Origin of the sequence: Blautia wexlerae (genome assembly GCF_013300825.1) — a bacterium.
Classification (GTDB): domain Bacteria; phylum Bacillota; class Clostridia; order Lachnospirales; family Lachnospiraceae; genus Blautia_A; species Blautia_A wexlerae_B.
In genome coordinates, this window is the sequence record NZ_JAAIMY010000028.1 from 16,622 (window position 1) to 39,731 (window position 23,110).

Below are 23,110 nucleotides of genomic sequence, written 5' to 3' on the forward strand. Positions count from 1 at the left end.
ATCCAATAAAATAATGCATCTCAATCCGATCCGATACCTGCTCATAATCAGATAAAAAGCACTGAAAACCATAAAAATACGATTTTCAGTGCTCATTTTACATCAGCGGCGCAAACGCGCGGAAAATATTCTGCATGATACGCAGCCCTATATTTCTGTTCTGGCAGAATTCCGGTTCTATCTGCCTGCAATATTCCATAGTCTGGATAAAATCATCTTTAATATCCTGTATTACTCTGTTTTTGTAGATCCATACGCCATCCTCAAAATGAAGATAAAGACTTCGATAGTCCAGGTTGATGGTTCCCACAACTCCAATCTCATCATCACTCACAAAGGATTTTGCGTGAAGGAAACCGGGCTGATATTCATAAATCTTTACACCGGCTTCCAGAAGCTGCCTGTAATAGGACTGGGTAAGGATAAATACCAGCTTCTTGTCAGGGATTCCCGGCGTCATAATACGCACATCCACCCCGCTTTTGGCTGCCAGACAGAGGGCAGTCATCATCTCATTGTCTATGATCAGATAAGGAGTACAGATATATACATATTTTTTTGCTTTGTTGATAATGTTCAGATATACATCTTCACCGACAACCTCCTCATCCAGAGGTGTATCACAGAACGGCTGGACAAATCCGTCACTCTCAAATTCTTCCTCATGATATCTGTGGGGAAAATAGGCTTCATAATCGACACTCTCTTCAGATCTGCCGATCACTGCCCACATATGGAGAAACATTACCGTCATATTCCAGACAGCTTCTCCCTTGAGCATAACAGCGGTATCCTTCCAGTGTCCGAAACGCTCTTTCTGGTTGATATATTCATCTGCAAGATTGATGCCTCCCGTAAATCCAACCCATCCGTCAATGATGCAGAGCTTCCTGTGATCCCGGTTATTCTGGATAATGTTCAGAATGGGACGGAAAGGATTAAATACCTGACATTTGATTCCCTTTTTCTGAAGTTCTTCATAATATTTATGGGGAAGTGTTGTAAGACAGCCAAATCCATCATAGATCAGGCGCACATCCACACCCTCCGCAGCTTTCTCCTCAAGAATATTCAGGATTGTCTGCCACATCACCCCATCATTGATAATGAAATATTCAATAAAAATATATTTCTTCGCCTGTTTCAGTTCCCTCACAAGCACCGGAAACATATCATCTCCTACCTGAAAATACTCTGCAGTTGTGTTCTCATGAACCGGAAATCTGGAAACATCCGAAATATATCTGGACTGGTTCGAAGCCGAGGAATCCAGAGTCTCCAGCTTCTGCCTCGTCTGTGGCCGATCCCGCAGATACTCCCTGCTCTCCTCAATTCTCTGTTCAAAATGCTGCTGCATGATCGCCGCGATCCTGGAACGTCCAAATACAAAATATAATACCACTCCAAGAATTGGCAGGATCAGGATCAGCATTGTCCAGGCCAGTTTATAGGAAGGGTTTATTTCCTTATTCAGGATCCACAATACCAGCACAATACCTATCAGCCTCAATCCGATATCAATATATCTGGAATAAGCGGCCAGACGCAGTACCATCATTAAGATCCATCCGAGCTGGACAAGCATTGCAACCGCAACATAAAAGATTCTGTTGAAAATCAGCTTTGCCAGTTTTTTAAACAGTAAAAGGATCCAGTTTTTCTTTTCTTTAAGTATTTTGTTATTTTCTGCCTTCAAGATTACTTCCTTCCCCTGATCATTGTCCATATTATGATAAAAATCCCTGACAGAACTGCCAGGGATTTTTGCGCACAATTAATTATATTTACGTTTTCTTGCGGCTTCAGATTTCTTTTTACGACGAACGCTTGGTTTCTCGTAATGCTCTCTTTTGCGGATTTCCTGCTGGATTCCTGCTTTTGCGCAGCTTCTTTTGAATCTGCGAAGAGCGCTATCTAAAGTCTCGTTCTCTTTTACGATTACGTTTGACATAGACTCACACCTAACCTCCCTCCAGTTGTAGATTGTGCTAAAATACAACTGTCTGGGTATTTTTTTCTTGCACAAGTGATATTATATATCATTGCCTGTGGGTTCGTCAACATCTTTTTGGTTAAATTTTGCAGAAATTTTTACTTTATTTGACCTTCCAGGATTCCTGCTGCTGCATCTACGGCTTCCTGAGCTTTGGCAGGGTTCTTTCCGCCGGCCTGAGCCATGTTCGGACGTCCGCCGCCGCCTCCGCCTACGATAGCTGCCACTGCTTTGATCAGGTTACCTGCGTGGGCACCTGCTTTCTGTGCTGCGTCAGTAGCCATTGCAAGAAGATTTACTTTCTCACCGTTTACTGCTGCCAGAAGGACAACACCTTCACCAAGTTTGCCTTTCAGCTGGTCGCCAAGGTCACGAAGTCCGTTCATGTCCACTCCGTCTACTTTTGCAGCAAGAAGTTTCACACCTTTGACTTCTACTACTTTATCCATAACATCTCCCAGAGCTCCCTGAGCCAGTTTGCTCTTTAAGGATTCGTTCTCGCTGGAAAGTGCTTTTACTTCTCCCTGAAGATGTCCGATCTTCTCTACGATCTCTGCAGGATTTGCTTTGAGAGCTTTTGCAGCTTCGTGAAGCAGTTCTTCCTGTTTCTTATAGTATTCCAGAACTCCGTTGCCTGTCAGAGCTTCGATACGGCGAACACCTGCTGCGATACCGGATTCGGAAACGATCTTGAACAACATAATGTTGCCTGTGTTTGCCACATGAGTACCACCGCAGAGTTCCTTGGAGAAATCGCCCATGGATACCACACGTACCTTCTGGTCATATTTTTCTCCGAACAGAGCCATTGCTCCGGATTTCTTAGCTTCTTCCACATCCATAACATCTGTACGGACTTCAAGTCCGGCCTGGATTTCTTTGTTTACAAGTGCTTCTACCTGTGCGATCTCATCAGCTGTCATAGCCTGGAAATGAGCAAAGTCGAAACGAAGTCTGTCCGGTGTTACCAGAGAACCTTTCTGTTCTACATGGCTTCCAAGTACTGTCTTTAATGCTTTCTGAAGAAGATGTGTTGCACTGTGGTTCTTCTCAGTATCTCTTCTTGCAGCTTCATCCACTTTCAGGGAAACAGTTTCGCCTGTGGAGATCATGCCGGATTCCATATGACCAACATGACCAAATTTGCCGCCGCGAAGCTTGATGGTGTCTTCTACTACGAACTTACCGTTTGCAGTTTCGATCACACCTGTGTCACCAACCTGTCCACCCATAGTTGCATAGAATGGAGTCTGCTCTGTAAAGACAGTTCCTTTCTGGCCTTCCATCAGGGAGTTTACGATCTCTGTTTCTGTTGTAAGGACTGTTACTTTGGAATCAAATGTAAGATGATCGTATCCTACGAATTCTGTTGTAACGTTTACATCGATATCATCATATACAGTTGCATCAGCACCCATATAGTTGGTCACTTCACGGGCAGAACGTGCTTTGTTTCTCTGCTCTTCCATACATTTCTGGAAGCCTGCCTCGTCAATATCATATCCTTTTTCCTCAAGAATCTCTTTTGTAAGATCCATCGGGAATCCGTAAGTATCATATAATTTGAATGCATTTTCGCCGGAAAGTGTTTTCTCTCCTGCTGCTTTCATCTCATCTTCCATCTCTCCAAGGATACGAAGACCCTGATCAATGGTCTTGTTGAACTGGTTTTCTTCATTTGTGAGAACTTTAAAGATAAATTCTTTCTTCTCTTCCAGCTCCGGATATCCTGCTTTGGAACCATTGATCACTTCTTCACTTAATTTTGCAAGGAAGGTGCCTTCGATTCCAAGAAGACGTCCGTGACGTGCTGCACGACGGATCAGACGGCGGAGTACATAACCGCGGCCTTCGTTTGTAGGCATGATACCGTCGGAGATCATAAATGTTGCAGAACGGATATGGTCTGTGATCAGACGGATGGATACGTCATCATTATAATTCTTCTCGTATTCTTTTCCGGAGATCTTACATACCAGGTTACGCAGTGCGCAGATAGTATCTACATCGAAGATGGAATCTACGTCCTGCACAACAACTGCCAGACGTTCCAGACCCATACCTGTATCAATGTTCTTCTGTTTCAGTGTTGTATAATTTCCGTTTCCATCGTTCTCAAACTGGGTAAATACGTTGTTCCATACTTCCATGTAACGGTCGCAGTCACAGCCTACTGTACAGCCAGGTTTCCCGCAGCCGTATTTCTCTCCACGGTCATAGTAGATCTCTGAACATGGACCACAGGGACCTGCGCCATGCTCCCAGAAGTTATCTTCTTTTCCAAAACGGAAAATTCTGTCAGCAGGGATTCCGATTTCTTTGTTCCAGATGTCAAAGGCTTCGTCATCTTCCAGATATACGGAAGGATAAAGACGGTCTGCATCCAGTCCTACTACCTCTGTGAGGAATTCCCAGGACCAGTGGATGGCTTCTTTCTTAAAGTAGTCACCAAAGGAGAAGTTACCAAGCATCTCAAAGAATGTACCGTGGCGTGCAGTTTTACCTACATTCTCGATATCACCTGTACGGATACATTTCTGGCAGGTACTTACTCTTGTTCTTGGCGGGATTTCAGCACCTGTAAAATATGGTTTCAGCGGAGCCATACCTGCGTTGATCAGCAGAAGACTCTTATCTCCCTGTGGTACCAGGGAAAAGCTTTTCATTACCAGATGTCCTTTGCTTTCCATGAAGTCCAGGAACATCTGACGAAGTTCGTTTACTCCGTATTTCTTCATAATCTTTTCCTCCTGAAATCGGCCACACCGGAAAGCTTCTATGTGCATTCTCCGGTGTACACCGATATTTATATGAATTTTTTATTTTGCAAGAACTTTATTAAATTTTTTCTTACCTTTTTTAAGAACTACGCCGTCGCCTGTAAGTACATCTTTGGCAACTGTGTATTTCACATCTGTGATCTTCTCACCGTCAATGGAAACACCGCCCTGCTCAATGGCACGACGTCCTTCGGAACGTGTTGGAACCATTCCTGCTTTTACAAGCATGGAGATCAGGTCGATTGTTCCTTCCTCTGAGAAGTCTTCGTCTGCAAGTTCAGTTGTCGGCATATGTGCTGTGTCAGCGCCGCCTGCAAAAAGTGCTCTTGCGCCTTCTTGCGCTTTCTTTGCTTCCTCTTCGCCGTGAACCAGATTTGTCAGCTCGTATGCAAGGATTTCTTTTGCTTTGTTTAACTGGCTTCCTTCCCATTTTGCCATCTCGTCAATTTCTTCTAACGGAAGGAAGGTAAGGAGACGCATACATTTGATAACATCTGCATCATCCACGTTTCTCCAGTACTGATAGAAATCGAAAGGAGAAGTCTTCTCCGGGTCAAGCCATACAGCACCGGACTGTGTTTTACCCATCTTCTTACCTTCGGAGTTCAGAAGAAGTGTGATAGTCATGGCATAAGCGTCTTTTCCAAGTTTACGACGGATCAGCTCTGTACCGCCAAGCATATTTGCCCACTGGTCATCACCGCCGAACTGCATGGTACAGCCGTATTTCTGATACAGCATGTAGAAGTCGTAGCTCTGCATGATCATATAGTTGAACTCAAGGAATGTAAGTCCACGTTCCATACGCTGTTTATAGCACTCGTGAGAGAGCATACGGTTTACAGAGAAATGTGGTCCAACATCACGAAGTACCTCTACATAATTTAAATTCATCAGCCAGTCTGCATTGTTTACCATTAATGCCTTGCCGTCTGAGAAGTCGATAAAACGCTCCATCTGTTTCTTGAAGCAGTCGATGTTGTGCTGAATGGTCTCCACTGTCATCATCTGACGCATATCAGATCTTCCGGACGGGTCACCGATCATACCGGTTCCGCCGCCTAATAATGCGATTGGTTTATTTCCCGCCATCTGCAGACGTTTCATCAGGCAAAGCGCCATGAAATGTCCCACATGAAGGCTGTCTGCGGTAGGGTCAAAGCCAATGTAAAATGTGGCTTTTCCATTATTTACCATTTCTTTGATCTCTTCTTCGTCTGTTACCTGGGCAATCAGACCACGGGCTTTCAGCTCGTCCCAAACTGTCATTGTTTGTTTCCTCCTCGTAATATAACTAAAATAACCCGGTTCCTCTGTCCGTTTAGGACGAGAACCGGGTCTCGCGTTACCACCTAAATTTACAGAAAACTCGCATTTTCTGCCTCCATAAGTGAATGATATAAAGTCACTGCCAGAATATCTTCCGGCCAAACCTTTCACTTAAGCAAATTAACGGATGCCAAACCGCTGCAGCCTACTGTTCTCAGAAAAATCAGATCCGGAAGTTTCGGTGCAGAGCTCCGGGAGGTATTCACACGGTTCCCTCAGGCGCCTCTCACCAGCCGGCTGCTCTCTGTCTGCTTTCCACGTGCTACTATTTCCCATCTGTGCCTTTACTTTCATATAGCTGTCAGGATCAGAATAGGGAATTGCCCTTTTCCTGACTGTTTTATCTATCTGCAAGTATACAAATACAAAATTTATTTGTCAAGGAATTTAAATACATTCTCTTCATATTTTACCAACTTAAAGCATTAATGTACTCACCCTGAAATCCAGTCCACAAAGAATACATGTCCTTTGTACTGTTCATATTCCAGTTTGCTGAAATTAAGATTCTGTGCTTTAAAGGCTGTCGGAGTCATAAAGAACTTATAATTGAAATCCTTTGTCTTAAATCCCGGAAGAACTCTCTTTACACCACGGTTGACATAGTCATTAAAAAGCTCCATTGCCGCTTTCGCCGCTGCATAGGCATTAGTCCTGTCCTCAAACTGACCCTGCAGTCTCTTAATCAATGCTCCGTCTGTCACTACTGCATACTGGGTTGGTTTTCCCTGATATACTACATAGCGGATCTGTGAAGGAAAATTTTTGTACTCATCAATGGTACAGTTCAGTACACAAAGTGCAACTGCTTCCATTCCTATCACTCCCTGATCGCCTGCTTCCGCATCACACACTGCTGCCAGCAGATCAAGATCTGACACCTTTCCGTCTGCAATCCCCGGATGTTCCAGGAACTGTTTCTCCATATAGTAGTATTTGCTGTTTTTTGCATCATAAACCTTAACATAATTGCCTTCAACTTTATAATCTTCTGACGATGTCTCAGATGCCACACCTTCAGAATCAAACTTATATGTAATTCCATCAACAGAAGCTACTGTATCTGAAAGCATCACACCGGAAACATTAAAATAATATTTCTTTCCATCCAGAGTCAGCCAGCCAACATGTGCCTTGCCGTCCGATGGGGAGAAATAGTATTTCTTTCCTCCTACTGTTCCAAATCCTTTCTGGTAACGTACACCGTTGGACTTGGAAAAATAATAATAGTCTGAATCAATTTTCTCCAACCCCACATACATAATTCCGTCAGATGGTTCAAAATATCTGTACTTGTCCGTGCTGCTTTTTAACCAGCCTGTGCACATACGGCCTGTACTCTGACTGAAATAGCGCTTTTGTTTCTTTTTATTCTCTACCCATCCCTTTGCCATTACGCCTGAACTGCTGTAGAAATAGTATTTGTTTTTCTGCGCATCTGTCAGCCAGCCTCTGGTCATAAGTCCTGTGGTTTCATCAAAATGCCTGATGTTTCCTTTGACATCTGTAAGAAATCCAGTTACCATGCATCCGGTTCCTTTGGTAAAATACCTGATCACTTTTCCCTTGGAATCCTTTACCCAGCCTTTAAGCTGTACACCTGTTTTTTTGTCAAAGTAATATTTCTTCCCTTTAAGTTCCAGCCAGCCTTTTTGTCTGGAACCATCTTTATTAATGTAGTAAGTCTTTCCATTCTGAGTCACAAATCCTGTTTTTGTTGCAGCAGAAACGCAAAAACAGCCCATCACAAAAACAGCGATCACAGAAAAAATCAGATACTTTAACAACATTTTTCCATGTTTCTTCATATTTCTTTTCAGTCTCCTTTTTTCTTTCACGTATTGTTTTACGTTAATTCGGGTTATTCTTTTATAAAATGTTACAAATTTATTACACGAAATATTATATATGATTCTCACATTATTGTCAACCTTCGAAAATATATGGACTTTAGAAATATTTGTGTTAATATGAACGGAGCGAACAGTAACACATTTTCCTCTTTCACATATGATAGGAGTGTAAAGAATTTCTGGAGGATTTAACATGAGTGACTTAGCTGCTACAAATTGCGGATGTGAGGACAGAGGAGGATGCGGATGTAGCTGTGGCAATAACAGTGGCTGCGGATGCGACAACGGATGTGGATGTAATAACGGATGTGGCTGCAACAGTGGATGGGGACTTTCCGGCGGAAATAATTCCTGCTGCAATATTCTCTGGATTATCATCCTTCTGTGCCTGTGCGGAAACAATAACTGTGGATGCGGCAATAGCTGCGGCGGATGCGGAAACGGTGACAATTGCTGGATCATTATCGTACTGCTTCTGCTGTGCGGAAATAATGGCTGCGGATGTGGATGCTGACAATCATTGTCTGCCGGCAGAGGGAATTTTCCCTCTGCCTTTTTATATTTTACCGGGAAATGGTCCTGCCGTTTTTCTTTTCCGGGTGCACTATCTGACCACATTGTTTTTTCTTTTTCACACACTCCAGATCTATCTCATAAAAAGCATTTCCATCTATAACAAGCTTTTCTTTCTTTTCTTCTGACTCTGAGTCCATATCTGATTCTCCATTTTTTTTGCAACTGTAAAAAGCATGATACCTCTCGCAGCATACAGTAAAGCAGCCTCACAGTTACTTAAATTCTACTTTATTATATGTCAGAATCCTTCTCCCCGTCATATTCTGTTAATAAAAAACATAGAATGGAAACAGATATTATGAATGAAGGGCAGATCTCCCAGACTTTGCTGGATCAGATGGTCAGTTCTGACCGCGGGCAGATGATAAAAGCCGCCATTCCTTATCTCCCGCCAAAAGGGCAGCAGATTTTCTCAGTCTATGAAAAAGCGGTTGAATTTCTCAACACTGTCTCTGTTTTCGGAAAAGCAGGGTCAGGAGCTGACATGTGTGCCATGAGTATGCCGGCACAGGATCCGGTGGATGTTATCAATGATATCCGCAGCTTCTGTTATGGTCCCAGCAGGGATAAATTAAATCAGATAGTAAATATGATGGCTATGGTTCAAATGCTCCGGCTTATGAATCAGCCTGCTGATGAGAGGAAGGAGGATTCCAATGAATGATGACTGGCGCAATAATCCGAAGCTTGCAGGCATGGACCGTTCCAAGCTTGATATGCTTCAGAATCTGGCTTCTCAGGGAAGTTCAAAAGGTGCAAATGAGATGCTGCCTTTCCTGATGAGCGCAGCTGCCCAGGGGAAAAACGGCGGTCTGAAATTTAATGCAGATGAAATTTCTGCAATCATTGAAGTGCTGAAGATGGGGAAATCTCCCCAGGAGGTACAAAAACTTGATAAAGTGGTGAACCTTATGAAAATGATGCGGTGACCAGATTCCCGCCTGTTGCTGAATAAATATAAAAAGAGTACATTTGCGGAAAACATTTTTCAAACACGCTCCGGCGATATTCCGCAATGTACTCTTAGATTTTACAGCAAACTGTTGAAACAGATATTCGTAATTCAGGCAGGACAGTTACCTGATTTCACTGTTTATTATATTTGCGCAGCCTGTCGCAGATAAATGTCAGTGCCTGTGCAACTGCCTGGTCTCTGATACTTTTTCTGTCACCTTCGAAATGAAATTCCCTCACAGTTGTCTTTCCTGCACAGTAACATCCCATAAACACGGTTCCTACCGGTGTTTTTTCTGTTCCACCGCCCGGGCCTGCAAGTCCTGTCACAGAAAGACAGACATCGGTTTTGGCTGCTTTTGCCCCGCCTTTTGCCATCTGTCTGGCGCATTTGGCTGAGACAGCACCTTCTTCCTTCAGTGTGCGCTTCTTCACTCCAAGACATTTCCTTTTGGCGCGGTTTGTATATGTGACATAGCCACACATAAATACCTCAGAAGCTCCCGGTACGTTTACGATGTCCGCAGCTACTGCACCGCCTGTACAGGACTCGGCAAGAGATAATGTCATTTTCTTTTTTTTCAGGAGTCCTACAACTGTTTCCTCTAATGCTAATTCTTCTGACGCTTCCTTTTCTGAAGCCATATTTAAAGCCTTCTTTCTAACTAATCCTGCATGGACAGAACACTCTTGTTCTGCCAGATATATGTGATCAGGGAAATAACGGTAAGTGCCAGAGAAAGCCAGATAAATATCTGTTCCAGAATATCAAACACTCCGCCCAGATCGATCAGCAGTAAAATGATCATGATCATCTGGGAAACCGTCTTGAATTTGCCCCAGTAGTTTGCAGCGATCACAACGCCGTTCTCGGCTGCGATCAGCCGGAATCCGCTGATGATAAATTCTCTTCCTATGATAATAATAACAAACCATGCCGGAAGTTTCTCCAGTTCAATAAAGCAGATCATTGCAGAACATACAAGAAGCTTATCTGCAAGAGGATCCATGAATTTGCCAAAATTTGTCACTAGATTGTATTTTCTGGCAAGCTTTCCGTCAAACCAGTCAGTCACACTGGCAACAACAAAAATAGCAAGCGCTATATAACGGTTTGCCTCACCGCCCAGGTCCGTAAGCATAAACAGTACAAGAAACGGAACCAGTATCATTCTGGCTACTGTAAGTTTATTCGGTGTATTCATCTGCCAACTCTCCTATCAAATCATATTCCAGTGCACCGGTCACACGTACCTTTGCAAAATCTCCTGTCATCAGAAGTTCTCCTGTCTGCACAAAAATATAACCGTCGACCTTTGGTGCATCTCCGTAAGTTCTGCCAATGTATGCGCTCTCATCTGCAACTTTTCCCTCGATCATTACGAGAAGTTCCTGTCCGATGCGGTCAGTTCCTTTATCATAGGAAATCTCCTGCTGAAGTTCCATGATCTCGTCACGTCTGGCCTCTTTTACTTCTTCCGCAACCTGATCAGGCATCGTTGCTGCAGGTGTATCTTCTTCCGGTGAGTAAGTAAATACTCCCAGACGGTCAAATTCCATCTCATCCACAAAGCCCATCAGCTCTTCGTGGTCTTCCTGTGTTTCCCCGGGGAATCCGGAGATCAGGGTAGTACGGAGCACGATGTCGGGAATCTCCCGGCGAAGCTTATTTACAATCTCCACCAGTTCTGCCTGTGTTGTCCTTCTTCCCATTCTCTTTAAGATACGGTCACTTGCATGCTGGATCGGAAGGTCCAGATAATGACAGATCTTCTTCTCCTCTTTCATGGTCTGGATCAGTTCATCGTAAATTTCCTCCGGATAGCAGTAAAGCACGCGGATCCAGCGGATTCCTTTAATCTTGCATAACTCTTTCAGGAGAATATGAAGAGATTTCTTTCCATATATATCAGTTCCATATACGGTTGTCTCCTGTGCGACAAGGATCAGTTCCTTTACGCCTTCCTCTGCCATCTCTTTTGCCTGTGTTACCAGACGTTCCATCGGAACGCTTCGGAATTTACCGCGAAGCTTCGGGATGATACAGTAGGTACAGTGTTTGTCACAGCCTTCTGCTATCTTGAGGTATCCGAAATGTCCGCCTGTTGTGAGAACACGTTTGCCAGGCTTTTCCGGAAGATAATCAATATCTTTAAATTCCTGAAAATGCTTTCCTTCCATTGCTTCGTGGATTGCCTTAAGGATGTCTTCGTAGGAAGTTGTGCCAAGTACCGCATCTACTTCCGGTACTTCCTCAATGATCTCATTCTTATAACGCTGTGCCATACATCCTGTGACAACCAGGACTTTACAGCTCCCGGATTTCTTGTATTCTGCCATCTCAAGGATGGTGTTGACGCTCTCTTCCTTTGCGTCATTGATAAAGCAGCAGGTGTTCACCACAATGGCCTCTGCTTCAGTTTCATCATCTACGATCTCGAACCCATTACCTGTAAGAAGTCCAAGCATTTCTTCGGAATCTACAAGGTTCTTGTCACAGCCTAATGATACGAATAATAATTTCATAAATTCTCCTATAAGAATGTGCCTGAAAATATACCTCTGTAATTCTCAGACACATTCGTTTGTTTATCTATTGTGTTACCATAAGTTCTTACTCTTCAGTTGCTTCCTCAGATACTGTTTCTTCTGCTGTTTCAGCAGTTTCTGCGATTTCAGAAGCCTGTGCTGATTCTTCTGAAATTTCTTCTGTCTGTGCCTCAGCTGTCTGCGCTGTTCCTTCTTCTTCCTCTTCTTCCGGAGCAAGGATCTTTACTTTTCCTTTGTAGAGTTCGTCGATCGCAACTGAGAGAGGTTTCTTGCCTGCTGCACCCTCTACCATTGGTTTGGAACCAGCGATGATCTGGCGTGCACGTTTACTTGCAGCAAGTACAAGGGAATAACGGCTGTTAAGGGACATTGTTGTATCATCGTCCTCACTGTTTGTATTGATTGCTTCGATTAATTCTGTATAAGACGGATGTATCATGTATTTTCTCCTTTCTTTTAAGCGGTCTTGCCGCATGTTTATCATTTCTGAAATGCTTTGGTCTGTTTCTGGATATCGGCAATAAATTCTGCATTTCTGGATGCTCTGGAATGTTCACTCACAATGATCTGATGAAGATGGTCCACGCATTCCTCTACAGTATCGTTGACAAGAATATAGTCATACTGTCCCATACCTTCTGCCTCTTCACCTGCTCTTGCAAGTCTGTCTGCGATCACCTGTGCAGTTTCTGTTCCTCTGCCTGTGAGGCGGCGTTCCAGTTCCTCTACAGTCGGCGGGGTTACAAAGACTAAAAGTGCTTCCGGTATTTTCTCTTTGATCTTCATTGCGCCCTGGATTTCAATCTCAAGGATCACATTTCTGCCTGCCTGAAGCTGCTCCTCAACGTAAGAGCGTGGGGTACCGTAATAATTTTCCACATACTGGGCATATTCAAGCAATGCATCCTCTTCGATCAGTTTCTCAAATTCATCCCTTGTACGGAAGAAATATTCTCTGCCGTCCTCTTCACCGGGACGGGGTTTTCTGGTTGTTGCGGAGACAGATAATGCATAATCATCATATTTCTCCATGAGGCGTTTCATTACTGTGCCTTTTCCTGCACCGGAAAATCCGGAAACCACTACTAAAATTCCTTTATTCATGGGTCTCTCCCTTATCCTCATTTTCATATATTTCTGCAAATCTCCGGGCAATGGTCTCAGGCTGAAGTGCGCTGAGCACCAGATAATCGTCGCTTGTGACGATCACTGCTTTTGTCTTTCGCCCCTGAGTTGCATCAATCAGTGACCGGGTTCCCTTTATGCTCTGCACCATTCGTTTTACAGGTGCCGCATCCGGGCTTACCACTGCCACGATTTTCTGTGAATTGACTACATTTCCAAAACCGATATTAATAAGTCTTGCCACGTTTTCTTCCTCTATTCTACGTTCTGGATCTGTTCTCTGACTTTCTCGATCTCTGTTTTCAGATCAATGGCAATGTTGGAAATCTCCAGATCACTTGATTTGGATAAAATCGTGTTTGCTTCTCTGTTCATTTCCTGTGCCATGAAGTCCAGCTTGCGTCCGATGCCTTCTTTCTCTGTTGTGAGCATCTTTTTCATGTTTCTGATGTGGCTGTGAAGGCGGACGGTTTCCTCATCATTGCAGATTTTGTCTGAAAACAGGATGACTTCTGCTGCGATGCGGTTGTCGTCGATCTGTGTGTCTTCCAGCAACTCAGAAACTTTTGCTTCCAGTTTGGTCCTGTAGGCATTGACTACTTCCGGAGAACGGGCTTCTACACGTAATACTTTTTCTTCAAGGCTGTCCAGTTTTCCGATAAGGTCCTTCTCAAGGTTTCTGCCTTCCTGTGTCCTTGTCTGGACAAATTTCTCACATGCCTCGCGAAGGGGCGGTTCCAGAGATTCCCAGAGTGCTTCCTCATCAACAGACTGTTCTTCCATGACAAGTACCTCCGGATAGCGTGACAGGGTGCTGACTTTGATATCGTAGTCAAGGTCAAAGTCCTGCTGCATCTGTTTGAGACAGGTGATGTATTCGGATGCGAGTTCTCTGTTGTATTTGAGAGCTCCGTTGTCCAAGGTGTAGTCTTCGTATGTGATGTATACATCCACTTTGCCTCTCTGAATGTAGGTTTTCATCAGGTTTCTGACTGCGCCTTCCAGGAAGTTGAGTTTTCTGGGCATTTTGATGCTGAGATCCAGGTATCTGTGGTTGACAGATTTTAGTTCGATTGTTATTTTTCTTTCTTTGGTCACGACTTCTGCCCGGCCGAAACCTGTCATGCTTTTTATCATAGTTTTTCTCTCTTTGTCTGTCTATTAGTGTCGGGGTATGTGTGCCTGTTCTGGTTTACATACAGATTTATTATAGTTCATTATAGAATTGGAGTCAAACATTTTTTCGTTGATGGCGGTAGGAAATGTGTGGTATACTTACAAGAGGGACGCCGCAGGTGGGACGCAGGAGAAAATAAATAGTTCCGGGCGCGGTTTCGGGGTTTAGTCAACTCTAAGGCTTCGGAAATCTGCTAAAGGCATGAAAAAAACAGCAAAACTCGCTTCGCTCAGACAGGTTGCTGTTTTTTTCATAACGCAGATTCCCGAAGCCTAAGAGTTACTACAACCCCTGCAAATGCGCCCGGAACTATTTATTTTCTCCTGCTGGTAGCTGACTGTTGGAGGTATATGGTATATTTAATTGGAAGGCTTTCAGAAAGGCCTGTTATATTAGAGTTTGTTTGTCAGAAAGGGCTTTGCCTTTCTGACGTAGGTGATGTTTAGATTTTATGTATTACCTGTCAATTATAAAATTGTTATCAGTCATATTGGGGACTGGGATTTTGATTATTGTGAGTATTATTTAAAAAGGAGTGTTTTTATGGCTTTTGATGGTATTACGATTGCGGCTATGGTGAAGGAGCTGCATGGGAATCTGGATGGGGGGAGGTTTAATAAGATTGCCCAGCCGGAGGCGGATGAGTTGTTGATTACGGGGAAGGGGGCGAATGGGCAGTGCAGGCTGCTGCTTTCGGCCAGTGCTTCTCTTCCGCTGATTTATTTTACTTCTAAGAATAAGCCGAGTCCGATGACCGCGCCGAATTTCTGTATGTTGTTAAGGAAGCATATCGGAAGTGCAAGGGTTTCGGATATTAAGCAACCGGGGCTGGAGCGTGTGGTGGAGTTTGAACTGGAGCATCTGAATGAGCTGGGGGATCCTTGTAAGAAGGTGCTTATCATGGAGCTTATGGGTAAGCATAGTAATATTATTTTCTGTGATGATAAAAATATGATCCTGGATAGTATTAAGCATGTTTCTTCGCATATGAGTTCTGTGAGGGAGGTACTTCCGGGGAGGGAGTATTTTATTCCGCAGACGCAGGATAAGCTGGATCCGCTGACTGTAAGTGAGGAGTTATTCCGTGAGGTTGTGTGCAGGAAACCTTGCAATATTTCCAAGGCAATCTATTCTTCTCTTACAGGAATCAGTCCTGTTGTTGCGGAGGAGGTTTGTTTCCGGGCTTCTGTGGATGGAAGTGAGGCTGCACAGGCTTTGGATGAGACTGCACAGGTGCATTTGTATCATACATTCTGCAGGTTGATGGATCAGGTAAAGGAGGGGGATTTTTCTCCGAATATTATTTATCGTGGGGAGGAGCCTGTGGAGTATGGGGTGTTTGCTTTCCAGCAGTACGGTCCGGAGTATCATTCTGTAGAGTTTGACAGTGTTTCTGAGATGCTGGAGACTTATTATGCGACTAAGAATACTCTGACTCGTATCCATCAGAAGTCTTCGGATCTGAGGAGGATCGTGCAGACTGCGCTGGAGCGTAACCGTAAAAAGTTGAGTCTGCAGGAGAAGCAGATGAAGGATACTGCGAAGAAGGAGAAGTATAAGGTTTACGGGGAGCTGATCAATACTTACGGGTATGGGCTGGAGGATGGATGTAAGTCGTTTAAGGCTCTGAATTATTATACCAATGAGGAGATTACCATTCCTCTTGATCCTACTATGACTCCGGCGGAGAATTCCAAGAAGTATTTTGACAAGTATGGAAAGCTGAAGCGTACGGAGGAGGCTCTGACTGAGCAGATTGCAGATACGAGAAGTGAGATCGAGCATCTGGAGTCTGTTTCCAATGCTCTGGATATCGCTCTGGCTGAGAGTGATCTGGCACAGATCAAGGAAGAACTGATGGAGTATGGATATATTAAGAAGCATTATGACCGCAGGAAGGGACAGAAGGCACAGAGTAAGTCTAAGCCGTTCCATTATGTGACTGAGGATGGGTATGATATTTATGTGGGGAAAAATAATTTCCAGAATGATGAGCTTACCTTTAAGTTTGCCACAGGGAATGACTGGTGGTTTCATGCCAAGAAGATGGCCGGTTCGCATGTGATCGTGAAGTCTAAGGACGGAGAACTGCCGGATCATATCTTTGAGATTGCGGGACAGCTTGCTGCTTATTATTCCAAAGGACGTACTGCTCCTAAGGTGGAGATTGATTATATCCAGAAGAAACAGGTGAAAAAGCCTGCAGGAGCGAAGCCCGGATTTGTAGTTTATTATACAAATTATTCGCTGATGGCTGAGCCGTCATTAAAAGGAGTCAGGGAAGTCTAATCACACTGCCACATAATTACAGAATATAAAGAATTGCGGGAGCTGCTTTGCAGTGGAGTAATTCATGGATGTCAAGTCAGGGATAAAATACCTTTTAACCCTGACATTATATAACAATAATTAAGGAGAATTTCTTTTTATGAGTATTTTGAATGTAGAACATCTGACACATGGTTTCGGAGACAGGGCGATTTTTAATGATGTGTCTTTCCGCCTGTTAAAGGGCGAGCATATTGGACTGGTTGGTGCCAACGGGGAAGGTAAATCTACTTTCTTTAATATTGTAACCGGAAAGCTGATGCCGGATGAGGGTAAGATTGAATGGGCAAAGAATGTACGTGTCGGCTATCTGGACCAGCATTCTGTTCTTTCTCAGGGTATGTCCATCCGCGATGTGCTGAAGTCTGCGTTCTCTTATCTCTTTGAGATGGAGGAAAGGATGAATGAAATCTGTGACTCTCTTGGCACTGCTTCTCCTGAGGAGATGGATACTCTGATGGAGGAACTGGGAACTATTCAGGATACCCTTACCATGCATGATTTCTATGTGATCGATGCGAAAGTGGAGGAAGTTGCCAGAGCTCTGGGGCTTCTTGATATCGGACTGGAACGTGATGTTACAGATCTGAGCGGTGGTCAGAGAACCAAAGTTCTGCTTGGCAAGCTGCTTCTGGAGAAGCCGGATATCCTGCTTCTGGACGAGCCTACCAACTATCTGGATGAGGAACATATCGAATGGCTGAAGCGTTATTTGCAGGATTATGAGAATGCATTTATCCTTATCTCCCACGATATTCCGTTTCTGAATTCTGTTATCAATCTGGTTTATCATATGGAGAATCAGGAACTGAACCGTTATGTCGGGGATTATGACCATTTCCAGGAAGTGTATGAGGTGAAGAAGGCTCAGCTTGAAGCTGCTTACAGACGCCAGCAGCAGGAAATCAGCGAACTGAAGGATTTCGTCGCAAGAAATAAGGCAAGGGTTTCTACAAGAAACATGGCCATGTCCAGACAGAAGAAACTGGATAAAATGGATGTGATCGAGCTTGCTGCCGAGAAGCCGAAGCCAGAGTTTCATTTTAAATATGGACGTACTCCGGGGAAATGTATCTTCGAGACGAAGGATCTGGTTATTGGTTATAATGAACCTCTTTCCAGGCCTGTTACTCTCTCTATGGAAAGAGGAAATAAGATTGCGCTGGTTGGTGCAAACGGTATCGGTAAGACTACTTTACTGAAAAGTATTCTGGGATTGATTCCGTCTCTGAAGGGTTCCTGCGAACTTGGTGAGAATCTTCAGATAGGATATTTTGAGCAGGAAGTAAAGGGTGATAACAAGACTACCTGTATTGATGAGATCTGGGCTGAGTTTCCGTCTTATACTCAGTATGAGGTGCGGTCCGCACTTGCAAAATGCGGTCTGACTACCAAGCATATTGAAAGTCAGGTACGTGTACTGAGTGGCGGGGAGCAGGCGAAGGTACGCCTGTGTAAGCTGGTGAATAAAGAAACGAACATTCTGCTTCTGGACGAGCCTACCAATCATCTGGATGTGGATGCAAAAGAAGCTTTGAAGCAGGCATTGATCGAATATAAGGGAAGCATTCTCCTGATCTGCCATGAACCGGAGTTTTACCGCGATGTGGTTTCCCAGGTATGGGACTGCAGTAAATGGACTACAAAAATATTATAATAATTGGTACATGAAGGGTTATTACAAATGAGTAAAGCAAAAACTGTGGATCTGACTTCCGGTCCGATCCTGAAAACTCTGGCAGAGCTGGCTCTGCCTATCATGATTTCTTCCATGCTGGGAACAGCATACAGTATTATGGATATGGCATGGATCGGACTGCTTGGTGCAAAGGCAGTTGCAGGCGTGGGAGTAGGCGGAATGTATGTCTGGCTCTCCCAGGGGCTTGCATCCCTGTCAAGAATGGGCGGACAGGTAAATACAGCTCAGGCATGCGGGCGCAAAGATTACGATCAGGCACGTTCCTATGCTGCCGGTTCTCTGCAGCTCACTGCACTGTCCGGCATTTTGTTTGCTGCTGTCTGTGTTATTTTCATACAGCCTCTGCTGGGATTTTTTAATCTGACCGACGCAGAAACTTATACTGCTGCCAGATCTTATACATTGATCACCTGTGGGCTGATTCTTTTTTCTTATCTGAATCTGACGCTGACCGGACTCTCTACTGCGCAAGGAGATTCCCGCACTCCCCTGCTTGCAAACTTTATCGGGCTTGCAGGAAATATGATCCTGGATCCGCTGCTGATCCTTGGCATCGGACCTTTCCCGAGGCTGGAGGTTGCCGGAGCCGCTATTGCGACAGTAAGTTCACAGATTCTGGTTTTTGTGGTGATGGTTCTGCGTATCCGATATTCCAGACTGGAGCCAAATGTTTTACAGCATCTGAATCTGCTGTCTGTTTTTCCAAAAGAATATTATAAGCACATCTTCAGAATCGGTTTTCCCACAGCTATACAGGGAAGCATTTACTGTTTCATCTCCATGATCCTGACCCGTATGGTTTCCGGCTATGGTGCTGCCGCTATTGCAACGCAGCGTGTTGGCGGACAGATTGAATCCGTATCCTGGAATACTGCAGATGGTTTTGCTTCAGCATTGAATGCTTTTATTGCCCAAAACTACGGGGCACGAAAAAAAGACCGTATCCGTAAAGGTTACAGTCTATCATTTCGCGTTCTTACAATTTGGGGCCTGTTTGTCACTGCAGCTTTTGTCTTTCTTCCGGAGCCAATTGCCAGATTATTTTTCCACGAAAAAGAAGCGCTGGATACTGCTGTCAATTATCTGGTCATTATTGGATTCAGTGAAGTCTTTATGTCCATTGAGCTGATGACAGTGGGCGCATTATCAGGACTTGGACGCACCAGATTATCCAGTACGATCAGTGTGATCCTGACAGGCTCAAGAATCCCGCTGGCATTGATCCTGACACATGCGGGAATGGGATTAAATGGTGTATGGTGGGCACTTACCATCTCTTCCATTGTGAAGGGAATCGTGTTTACACTGACCTTCCGGCATATCAGCGGGCGGTTGCCTGACGAACGCTCCTAAAACATGTTTGAAACACGCTCTAAGGTTCCGTCATTTTTTCGGCAATTGTGTCCGGAACTTTTATCAGTTCCAGTTTCCAGAAAATAGCATATATGTATGAAATCCCACGGATATTTCCCAGTTTTTTTGGTCCCGGGATTTCTTCAGAAATCTGTCTGGCATGTTGAAAAGCAAGCACCACGCTGCTCCATGCCAGACTTTTGCTGTTCTCCCTGCGATTTACCCATAGTTCTCTTGTCAGTTCGCCGTTTCTTCCGGTTTTCAGAGTATAATGAAAAGGAAGCCCTGATGCTGTATAAAATGGAAAGTTTTGAAAAGCTACTATTGCCTGCCAGAGATTTTCTTCTGTGCAGGCGTTTTTTAAGTTTTCTATTGCATTTATTCTTTGATCGTTTCTTTCATTTATCATAGTTTTATATCGAATTTTGTCGAATCCTTTCGATTTATTACTCATAATACTATAATAAATTCATCAGCTATGCAAGTAATACAAATGGCAAGTATTCCGCCGACAAGCTGTAAGAAAGTGAAAATTCTTGATTTTTTCATGCCATACCTTTATATAGCAAAAAGAGGACTGTTCAGAAAAATTTCTGCCGATCCTCTTTTGCTGTTTCTATTTTATTGTTCTTTAGATTTATTTATCTGTATAATCGTGTGGTATATTATTTCGCAACAAAGTTTACGATCTTATTCGGTACATAGATTTCTTTAATGAGGTTCTTGCCTTCCAGGAAGGAAGCAATTCTCTCGTCTGCTTTGGCGATCTCGAATGCTTTTTCTTTTTCGCATCCGTTAGGGATTACGATTGTTCCTCTTACTTTACCGTTCACCTGTACACCGATCTCAACGGTCTTGGCAATTGTTTTGCCTTCATCGTATTTCGGCCATTCGGAAACTGCCAGTAAGCCTTCTCCTCCGATGAATTCCCAGATTTCTTCGCAGATATGTGGCGCAAACGGGCTAAGCAGTTTGATAAAAATGGTAAGGTCATCTTTGCTTAAGTGTCCTTCTGCTGTAATCTCATTAATGAGTGTCATCAGGCTGGCGATCGCTGTATTGAATTTCAGGTTCTCGATATCAGAAGAAACTTTCTTGATGGTGCGGTGGAGTTTCATCTCCAGTTCATCAGATACGGATTCTTCAGAAAGGATATCTGTCAGACCTGCAACACGATCCAGGAACTTCTTACAGCCCTTTACAGAGTTCTCGCTCCATGGTGTAGCTGCGCCATAGTCACCCATAAACAGCACATAGGTACGAAGAGTATCTGCACCGTATTCTTCTACAATATCCAGTGGGTCAACTACATTACCCTTGGATTTACTCATTTTATCTCCGTCCGGTCCGAGGATCAATCCCTGGATGGAACGTTTTGCGTATGGTTCCGGTGTGTTTACTACGCCAAGATCATACAGGAAATGATGCCAGAATCTGGAGTAGATCATATGTCTGGTAACGTGTTCCATACCACCATTGTACCAGTCAACAGGCATCCAGTATTTCAGTTTGTCCATATCTGCCAGTGCATTTGCATTGTGCGGATCTGTATATCTTAAGAAATACCAGGAAGATCCTGCCCACTGAGGCATGGTATCTGTCTCACGCTTCGCTGCAGCACCACATTTCGGGCATGTGCAGTTTACGAAAGAATCAATCTTTGCAAGCGGGGACTGTCCGTCTTCACCCGGCTCGAAGTCCTTTACATCCGGCAGACGCAACGGAAGTTCATTCTCCGGAACTGCTACAACACCGCAGTTCGGGCAATGGATAAGCGGGATTGGCTCACCCCAGTATCTCTGACGGTTGAATGCCCAGTCTTTCATCTTATACTGAACACCGGCTTTACCGATTCCTTTTTTCTCCAGTTCTTCCAGCATACGCTCAATAGAATCTTTCTTCTTTGCATATCCGTTCAGGAAATCGGAGTTTACCATTTCGCCATCGCCTGTATAGGCTTCTTTGGAAATATCTCCACCTTTGATAACTTCGATAATGTCGATGCCGAATTTCTTCGCGAAATCATAGTCACGCTGGTCGTGAGCAGGTACTGCCATGATAGCACCTGTACCATATCCCATCATTACATAGTCAGCAATGTAGATCGGGATTTTCTTACCGTTAACCGGGTTGATTCCCTCAAGTCCCTGGATTCTCACACCTGTTTTATCTTTTACAAGCTGAGTTCTCTCAAACTCTGTTTTCTTTGCACACTCATTACGATATGCAGTGATCTCATCCATGTTTGTGATTTTATCTGCATATTTGTCAATGATCGGATGTTCCGGTGCGATTACCATGAATGTTACACCAAACAGAGTATCCGGTCTGGTTGTATAGATTTCAAGTTTCTCATCGATTCCGTCAACATCGAAGTTAACGAAAGCACCTTTTGATTTACCGATCCAGTGGATCTGCTGCTGTTTTACATTATCCGGATAATCTACATCTTTCAGACCTTCCAGAAGCTTATCTGCATACTGGGTGATCCTTAAATACCATACATCTTTGGATTTCTGAACAACATCGCTGTGGCAGATATCACATTTACCGCCCTGGCTGTCTTCATTGGAAAGGACTACTTTACAGTGCGGGCAGTAGTTAACCAGTGTTCTGTCTCTGAATACAAGACCTTTTTCAAACATTTTCAGGAAAATCCACTGTGTCCATTTGTAGTAGTCTTCATCTGTTGTATCGATCACACGGTTCCAGTCAAAAGAAAATCCAACTTTCTTTAACTGGTTTGAGAATCTCTTGATGTTCTCATCTGTGATGATACGTGGATGTGTTCCGGTCTTTACTGCGTAGTTCTCAGTCGGGAGACCGAATGCATCAAATCCGATCGGGAAAAGTACATTATAACCTTCCATACGACGTTTTCTGGAAATAACCTCCAGACTGGAATATGCTTTGATATGTCCTACGTGCATACCGGCACCGCTTGGATATGGGAACTCTACCAGACCATAAAATTTAGGTTTATCACTGTTGTCTTTGGCTTCAAAGACTTTGGCTTCTTCCCATTTTGCCTGCCACTTAGGCTCAATCTTTTTAAACAAGTATTTCATTTCTATGCTTCCTCCAACATTTTGCTGTATGTGAACTACCCGGCAACAGAGTTACCAGGGCATCTGACTTAAGGCGAGATACCGTCTTTTTCAGGGTGCGTCCATGACACCACTACTGTTTGCTCCACTGAGCTACACAGCTACTTTTATTATTTCCGGCGGTTTCAGTCCGATTATGGACATCTTATCCTAAAAATTTATTTTAATTCAACAAAGGCTGTTTGTCAATGTAACGTTTCGCAGTATCGAGTGTTTTTGCTTTAAAAATGGGTTACTGTTCACTCCGTTCACAGTAACGTAGCCAAAATTCATTCCAGATTGCCTG

General features: G+C 43.8%; 21 protein-coding genes and 1 other annotated feature. Of the genes, 6 read left to right on the forward strand and 15 right to left on the reverse strand.

Annotation, left to right across the window (positions count from 1 at the left end; all coding sequences use genetic code 11):
• Positions 1 to 97: 97 nt before the first annotated feature.
• The 5 genes from cls to G4417_RS13155 all read right to left on the reverse strand — a co-directional run bounded on the left by cls (position 98) and on the right by G4417_RS13155 (position 7,910).
• Positions 98 to 1,585, reverse strand: coding sequence for a cardiolipin synthase (gene cls / locus G4417_RS13135; protein WP_173683794.1), 1,488 nt, complete (start codon positions 1,583 to 1,585; stop codon positions 98 to 100).
• Positions 1,586 to 1,774: 189 nt separating this feature from the next.
• Positions 1,775 to 1,951, reverse strand: coding sequence for a 30S ribosomal protein S21 (rpsU, locus tag G4417_RS13140; RefSeq protein WP_004222305.1), 177 nt, complete (start codon positions 1,949 to 1,951; stop codon positions 1,775 to 1,777).
• A 140-nt stretch (positions 1,952 to 2,091) separates the two neighbouring features.
• Positions 2,092 to 4,731: an alanine--tRNA ligase gene (gene alaS / locus G4417_RS13145; protein ID WP_173683779.1), complete on the reverse strand. Its 2,640-nt coding sequence runs from the start codon at positions 4,729 to 4,731 to the stop codon at positions 2,092 to 2,094.
• A gap of 81 nt (positions 4,732 to 4,812) precedes the next feature.
• Positions 4,813 to 6,042 carry a tyrosine--tRNA ligase gene (gene tyrS / locus G4417_RS13150; protein WP_173683780.1) on the reverse strand — a complete coding sequence of 410 codons (1,230 nt, stop codon included), beginning with the start codon at positions 6,040 to 6,042 and terminating at the stop codon, positions 4,813 to 4,815.
• Between the two features lie 50 nt (positions 6,043 to 6,092).
• Positions 6,093 to 6,390 (reverse strand) — a binding site (T-box leader).
• A 146-nt stretch (positions 6,391 to 6,536) separates the two neighbouring features.
• Positions 6,537 to 7,910 (reverse strand): cell wall hydrolase, encoded by a 1,374-nt coding sequence (locus G4417_RS13155; protein ID WP_243872147.1) that lies wholly within the window; start codon positions 7,908 to 7,910, stop codon positions 6,537 to 6,539.
• A 238-nt stretch (positions 7,911 to 8,148) separates the two neighbouring features.
• Between G4417_RS13155 and G4417_RS13160 the strand changes: the two genes are divergently transcribed.
• The gene (locus tag G4417_RS13160; RefSeq protein ID WP_173683781.1) at positions 8,149 to 8,469 is read left to right on the forward strand and encodes a hypothetical protein; all 321 of its coding nucleotides are present in this window, start codon (positions 8,149 to 8,151) and stop codon (positions 8,467 to 8,469) included.
• Between the two features lie 49 nt (positions 8,470 to 8,518).
• Here G4417_RS13160 and G4417_RS13165 read toward each other — a convergent pair whose 3' ends face one another.
• Positions 8,519 to 8,668 (reverse strand): hypothetical protein, encoded by a 150-nt coding sequence (locus tag G4417_RS13165; protein ID WP_173683782.1) that lies wholly within the window; start codon positions 8,666 to 8,668, stop codon positions 8,519 to 8,521.
• Positions 8,669 to 8,829: 161 nt separating this feature from the next.
• Here G4417_RS13165 and G4417_RS13170 point away from each other — a divergent pair, with 161 nt between their 5' ends.
• Together G4417_RS13170 and G4417_RS13175 are read left to right on the forward strand one after the other, a co-directional pair.
• Entirely contained in the window at positions 8,830 to 9,195 is a 366-nt protein-coding gene (locus G4417_RS13170) for a hypothetical protein (RefSeq protein WP_173683783.1), read from the forward strand.
• Positions 9,188 to 9,460 carry a hypothetical protein gene (locus G4417_RS13175; RefSeq protein WP_173683784.1) on the forward strand — a complete coding sequence of 91 codons (273 nt, stop codon included), beginning with the start codon at positions 9,188 to 9,190 and terminating at the stop codon, positions 9,458 to 9,460. Before G4417_RS13170 ends, G4417_RS13175 begins: the two co-directional genes overlap by 8 nt.
• 157 nt (positions 9,461 to 9,617) lie before the next feature.
• Here G4417_RS13175 and G4417_RS13180 read toward each other — a convergent pair whose 3' ends face one another.
• The 7 genes from G4417_RS13180 to G4417_RS13210 form a co-directional block, all read right to left on the reverse strand.
• Positions 9,618 to 10,130, reverse strand: coding sequence for a CinA family protein (locus G4417_RS13180; protein ID WP_173683785.1), 513 nt, complete (start codon positions 10,128 to 10,130; stop codon positions 9,618 to 9,620).
• A gap of 20 nt (positions 10,131 to 10,150) precedes the next feature.
• Positions 10,151 to 10,690, reverse strand: coding sequence for a CDP-diacylglycerol--glycerol-3-phosphate 3-phosphatidyltransferase (gene pgsA, locus G4417_RS13185; protein WP_173683786.1), 540 nt, complete (start codon positions 10,688 to 10,690; stop codon positions 10,151 to 10,153).
• Positions 10,674 to 12,011: a 30S ribosomal protein S12 methylthiotransferase RimO gene (gene rimO / locus G4417_RS13190; protein WP_173683787.1), complete on the reverse strand. Its 1,338-nt coding sequence runs from the start codon at positions 12,009 to 12,011 to the stop codon at positions 10,674 to 10,676. Before rimO ends, pgsA begins: the two co-directional genes overlap by 17 nt.
• A gap of 88 nt (positions 12,012 to 12,099) precedes the next feature.
• Positions 12,100 to 12,474, reverse strand: coding sequence for a DNA-directed RNA polymerase subunit omega (gene rpoZ / locus G4417_RS13195; RefSeq protein WP_173683788.1), 375 nt, complete (start codon positions 12,472 to 12,474; stop codon positions 12,100 to 12,102).
• Between the two features lie 41 nt (positions 12,475 to 12,515).
• Positions 12,516 to 13,139 carry a guanylate kinase gene (gene gmk / locus G4417_RS13200; protein WP_173683789.1) on the reverse strand — a complete coding sequence of 208 codons (624 nt, stop codon included), beginning with the start codon at positions 13,137 to 13,139 and terminating at the stop codon, positions 12,516 to 12,518.
• On the reverse strand, positions 13,132 to 13,404 hold the full coding sequence (locus G4417_RS13205) for a DUF370 domain-containing protein (protein ID WP_008704535.1): 273 nt from the start codon (positions 13,402 to 13,404) through the stop codon (positions 13,132 to 13,134). The genes gmk and G4417_RS13205 overlap by 8 nt, the downstream gene beginning before the upstream one ends.
• Before the next feature lie 11 nt (positions 13,405 to 13,415).
• Entirely contained in the window at positions 13,416 to 14,297 is an 882-nt protein-coding gene (locus G4417_RS13210; RefSeq protein ID WP_118670018.1) for a YicC/YloC family endoribonuclease, read from the reverse strand.
• Positions 14,298 to 14,880: 583 nt separating this feature from the next.
• Between G4417_RS13210 and G4417_RS13215 the strand changes: the two genes are divergently transcribed.
• The 3 genes from G4417_RS13215 (at position 14,881) to G4417_RS13225 (ending at position 19,717) form a co-directional block, all read left to right on the forward strand.
• On the forward strand, positions 14,881 to 16,626 hold the full coding sequence (locus tag G4417_RS13215) for an Rqc2 family fibronectin-binding protein (RefSeq protein WP_173683790.1): 1,746 nt from the start codon (positions 14,881 to 14,883) through the stop codon (positions 16,624 to 16,626).
• Between the two features lie 139 nt (positions 16,627 to 16,765).
• On the forward strand, positions 16,766 to 18,322 hold the full coding sequence (locus G4417_RS13220) for an ABC-F family ATP-binding cassette domain-containing protein (protein WP_173683791.1): 1,557 nt from the start codon (positions 16,766 to 16,768) through the stop codon (positions 18,320 to 18,322).
• 27 nt (positions 18,323 to 18,349) lie between these two features.
• Positions 18,350 to 19,717 carry an MATE family efflux transporter gene (locus G4417_RS13225; protein WP_173683792.1) on the forward strand — a complete coding sequence of 456 codons (1,368 nt, stop codon included), beginning with the start codon at positions 18,350 to 18,352 and terminating at the stop codon, positions 19,715 to 19,717.
• Between the two features lie 19 nt (positions 19,718 to 19,736).
• On the opposite strand, the gene G4417_RS13230 is transcribed toward G4417_RS13225, so the two are convergent.
• Complete coding sequence (locus G4417_RS13230) at positions 19,737 to 20,126, reverse strand: hypothetical protein (RefSeq protein WP_173683793.1); 390 nt, start codon at positions 20,124 to 20,126, stop codon at positions 19,737 to 19,739.
• Positions 20,127 to 20,382: 256 nt separating this feature from the next.
• Positions 20,383 to 22,785, reverse strand: coding sequence for a leucine--tRNA ligase (leuS, locus tag G4417_RS13235; protein WP_022381115.1), 2,403 nt, complete (start codon positions 22,783 to 22,785; stop codon positions 20,383 to 20,385).
• Between the last annotated feature and the right edge of the window lie 325 nt (positions 22,786 to 23,110).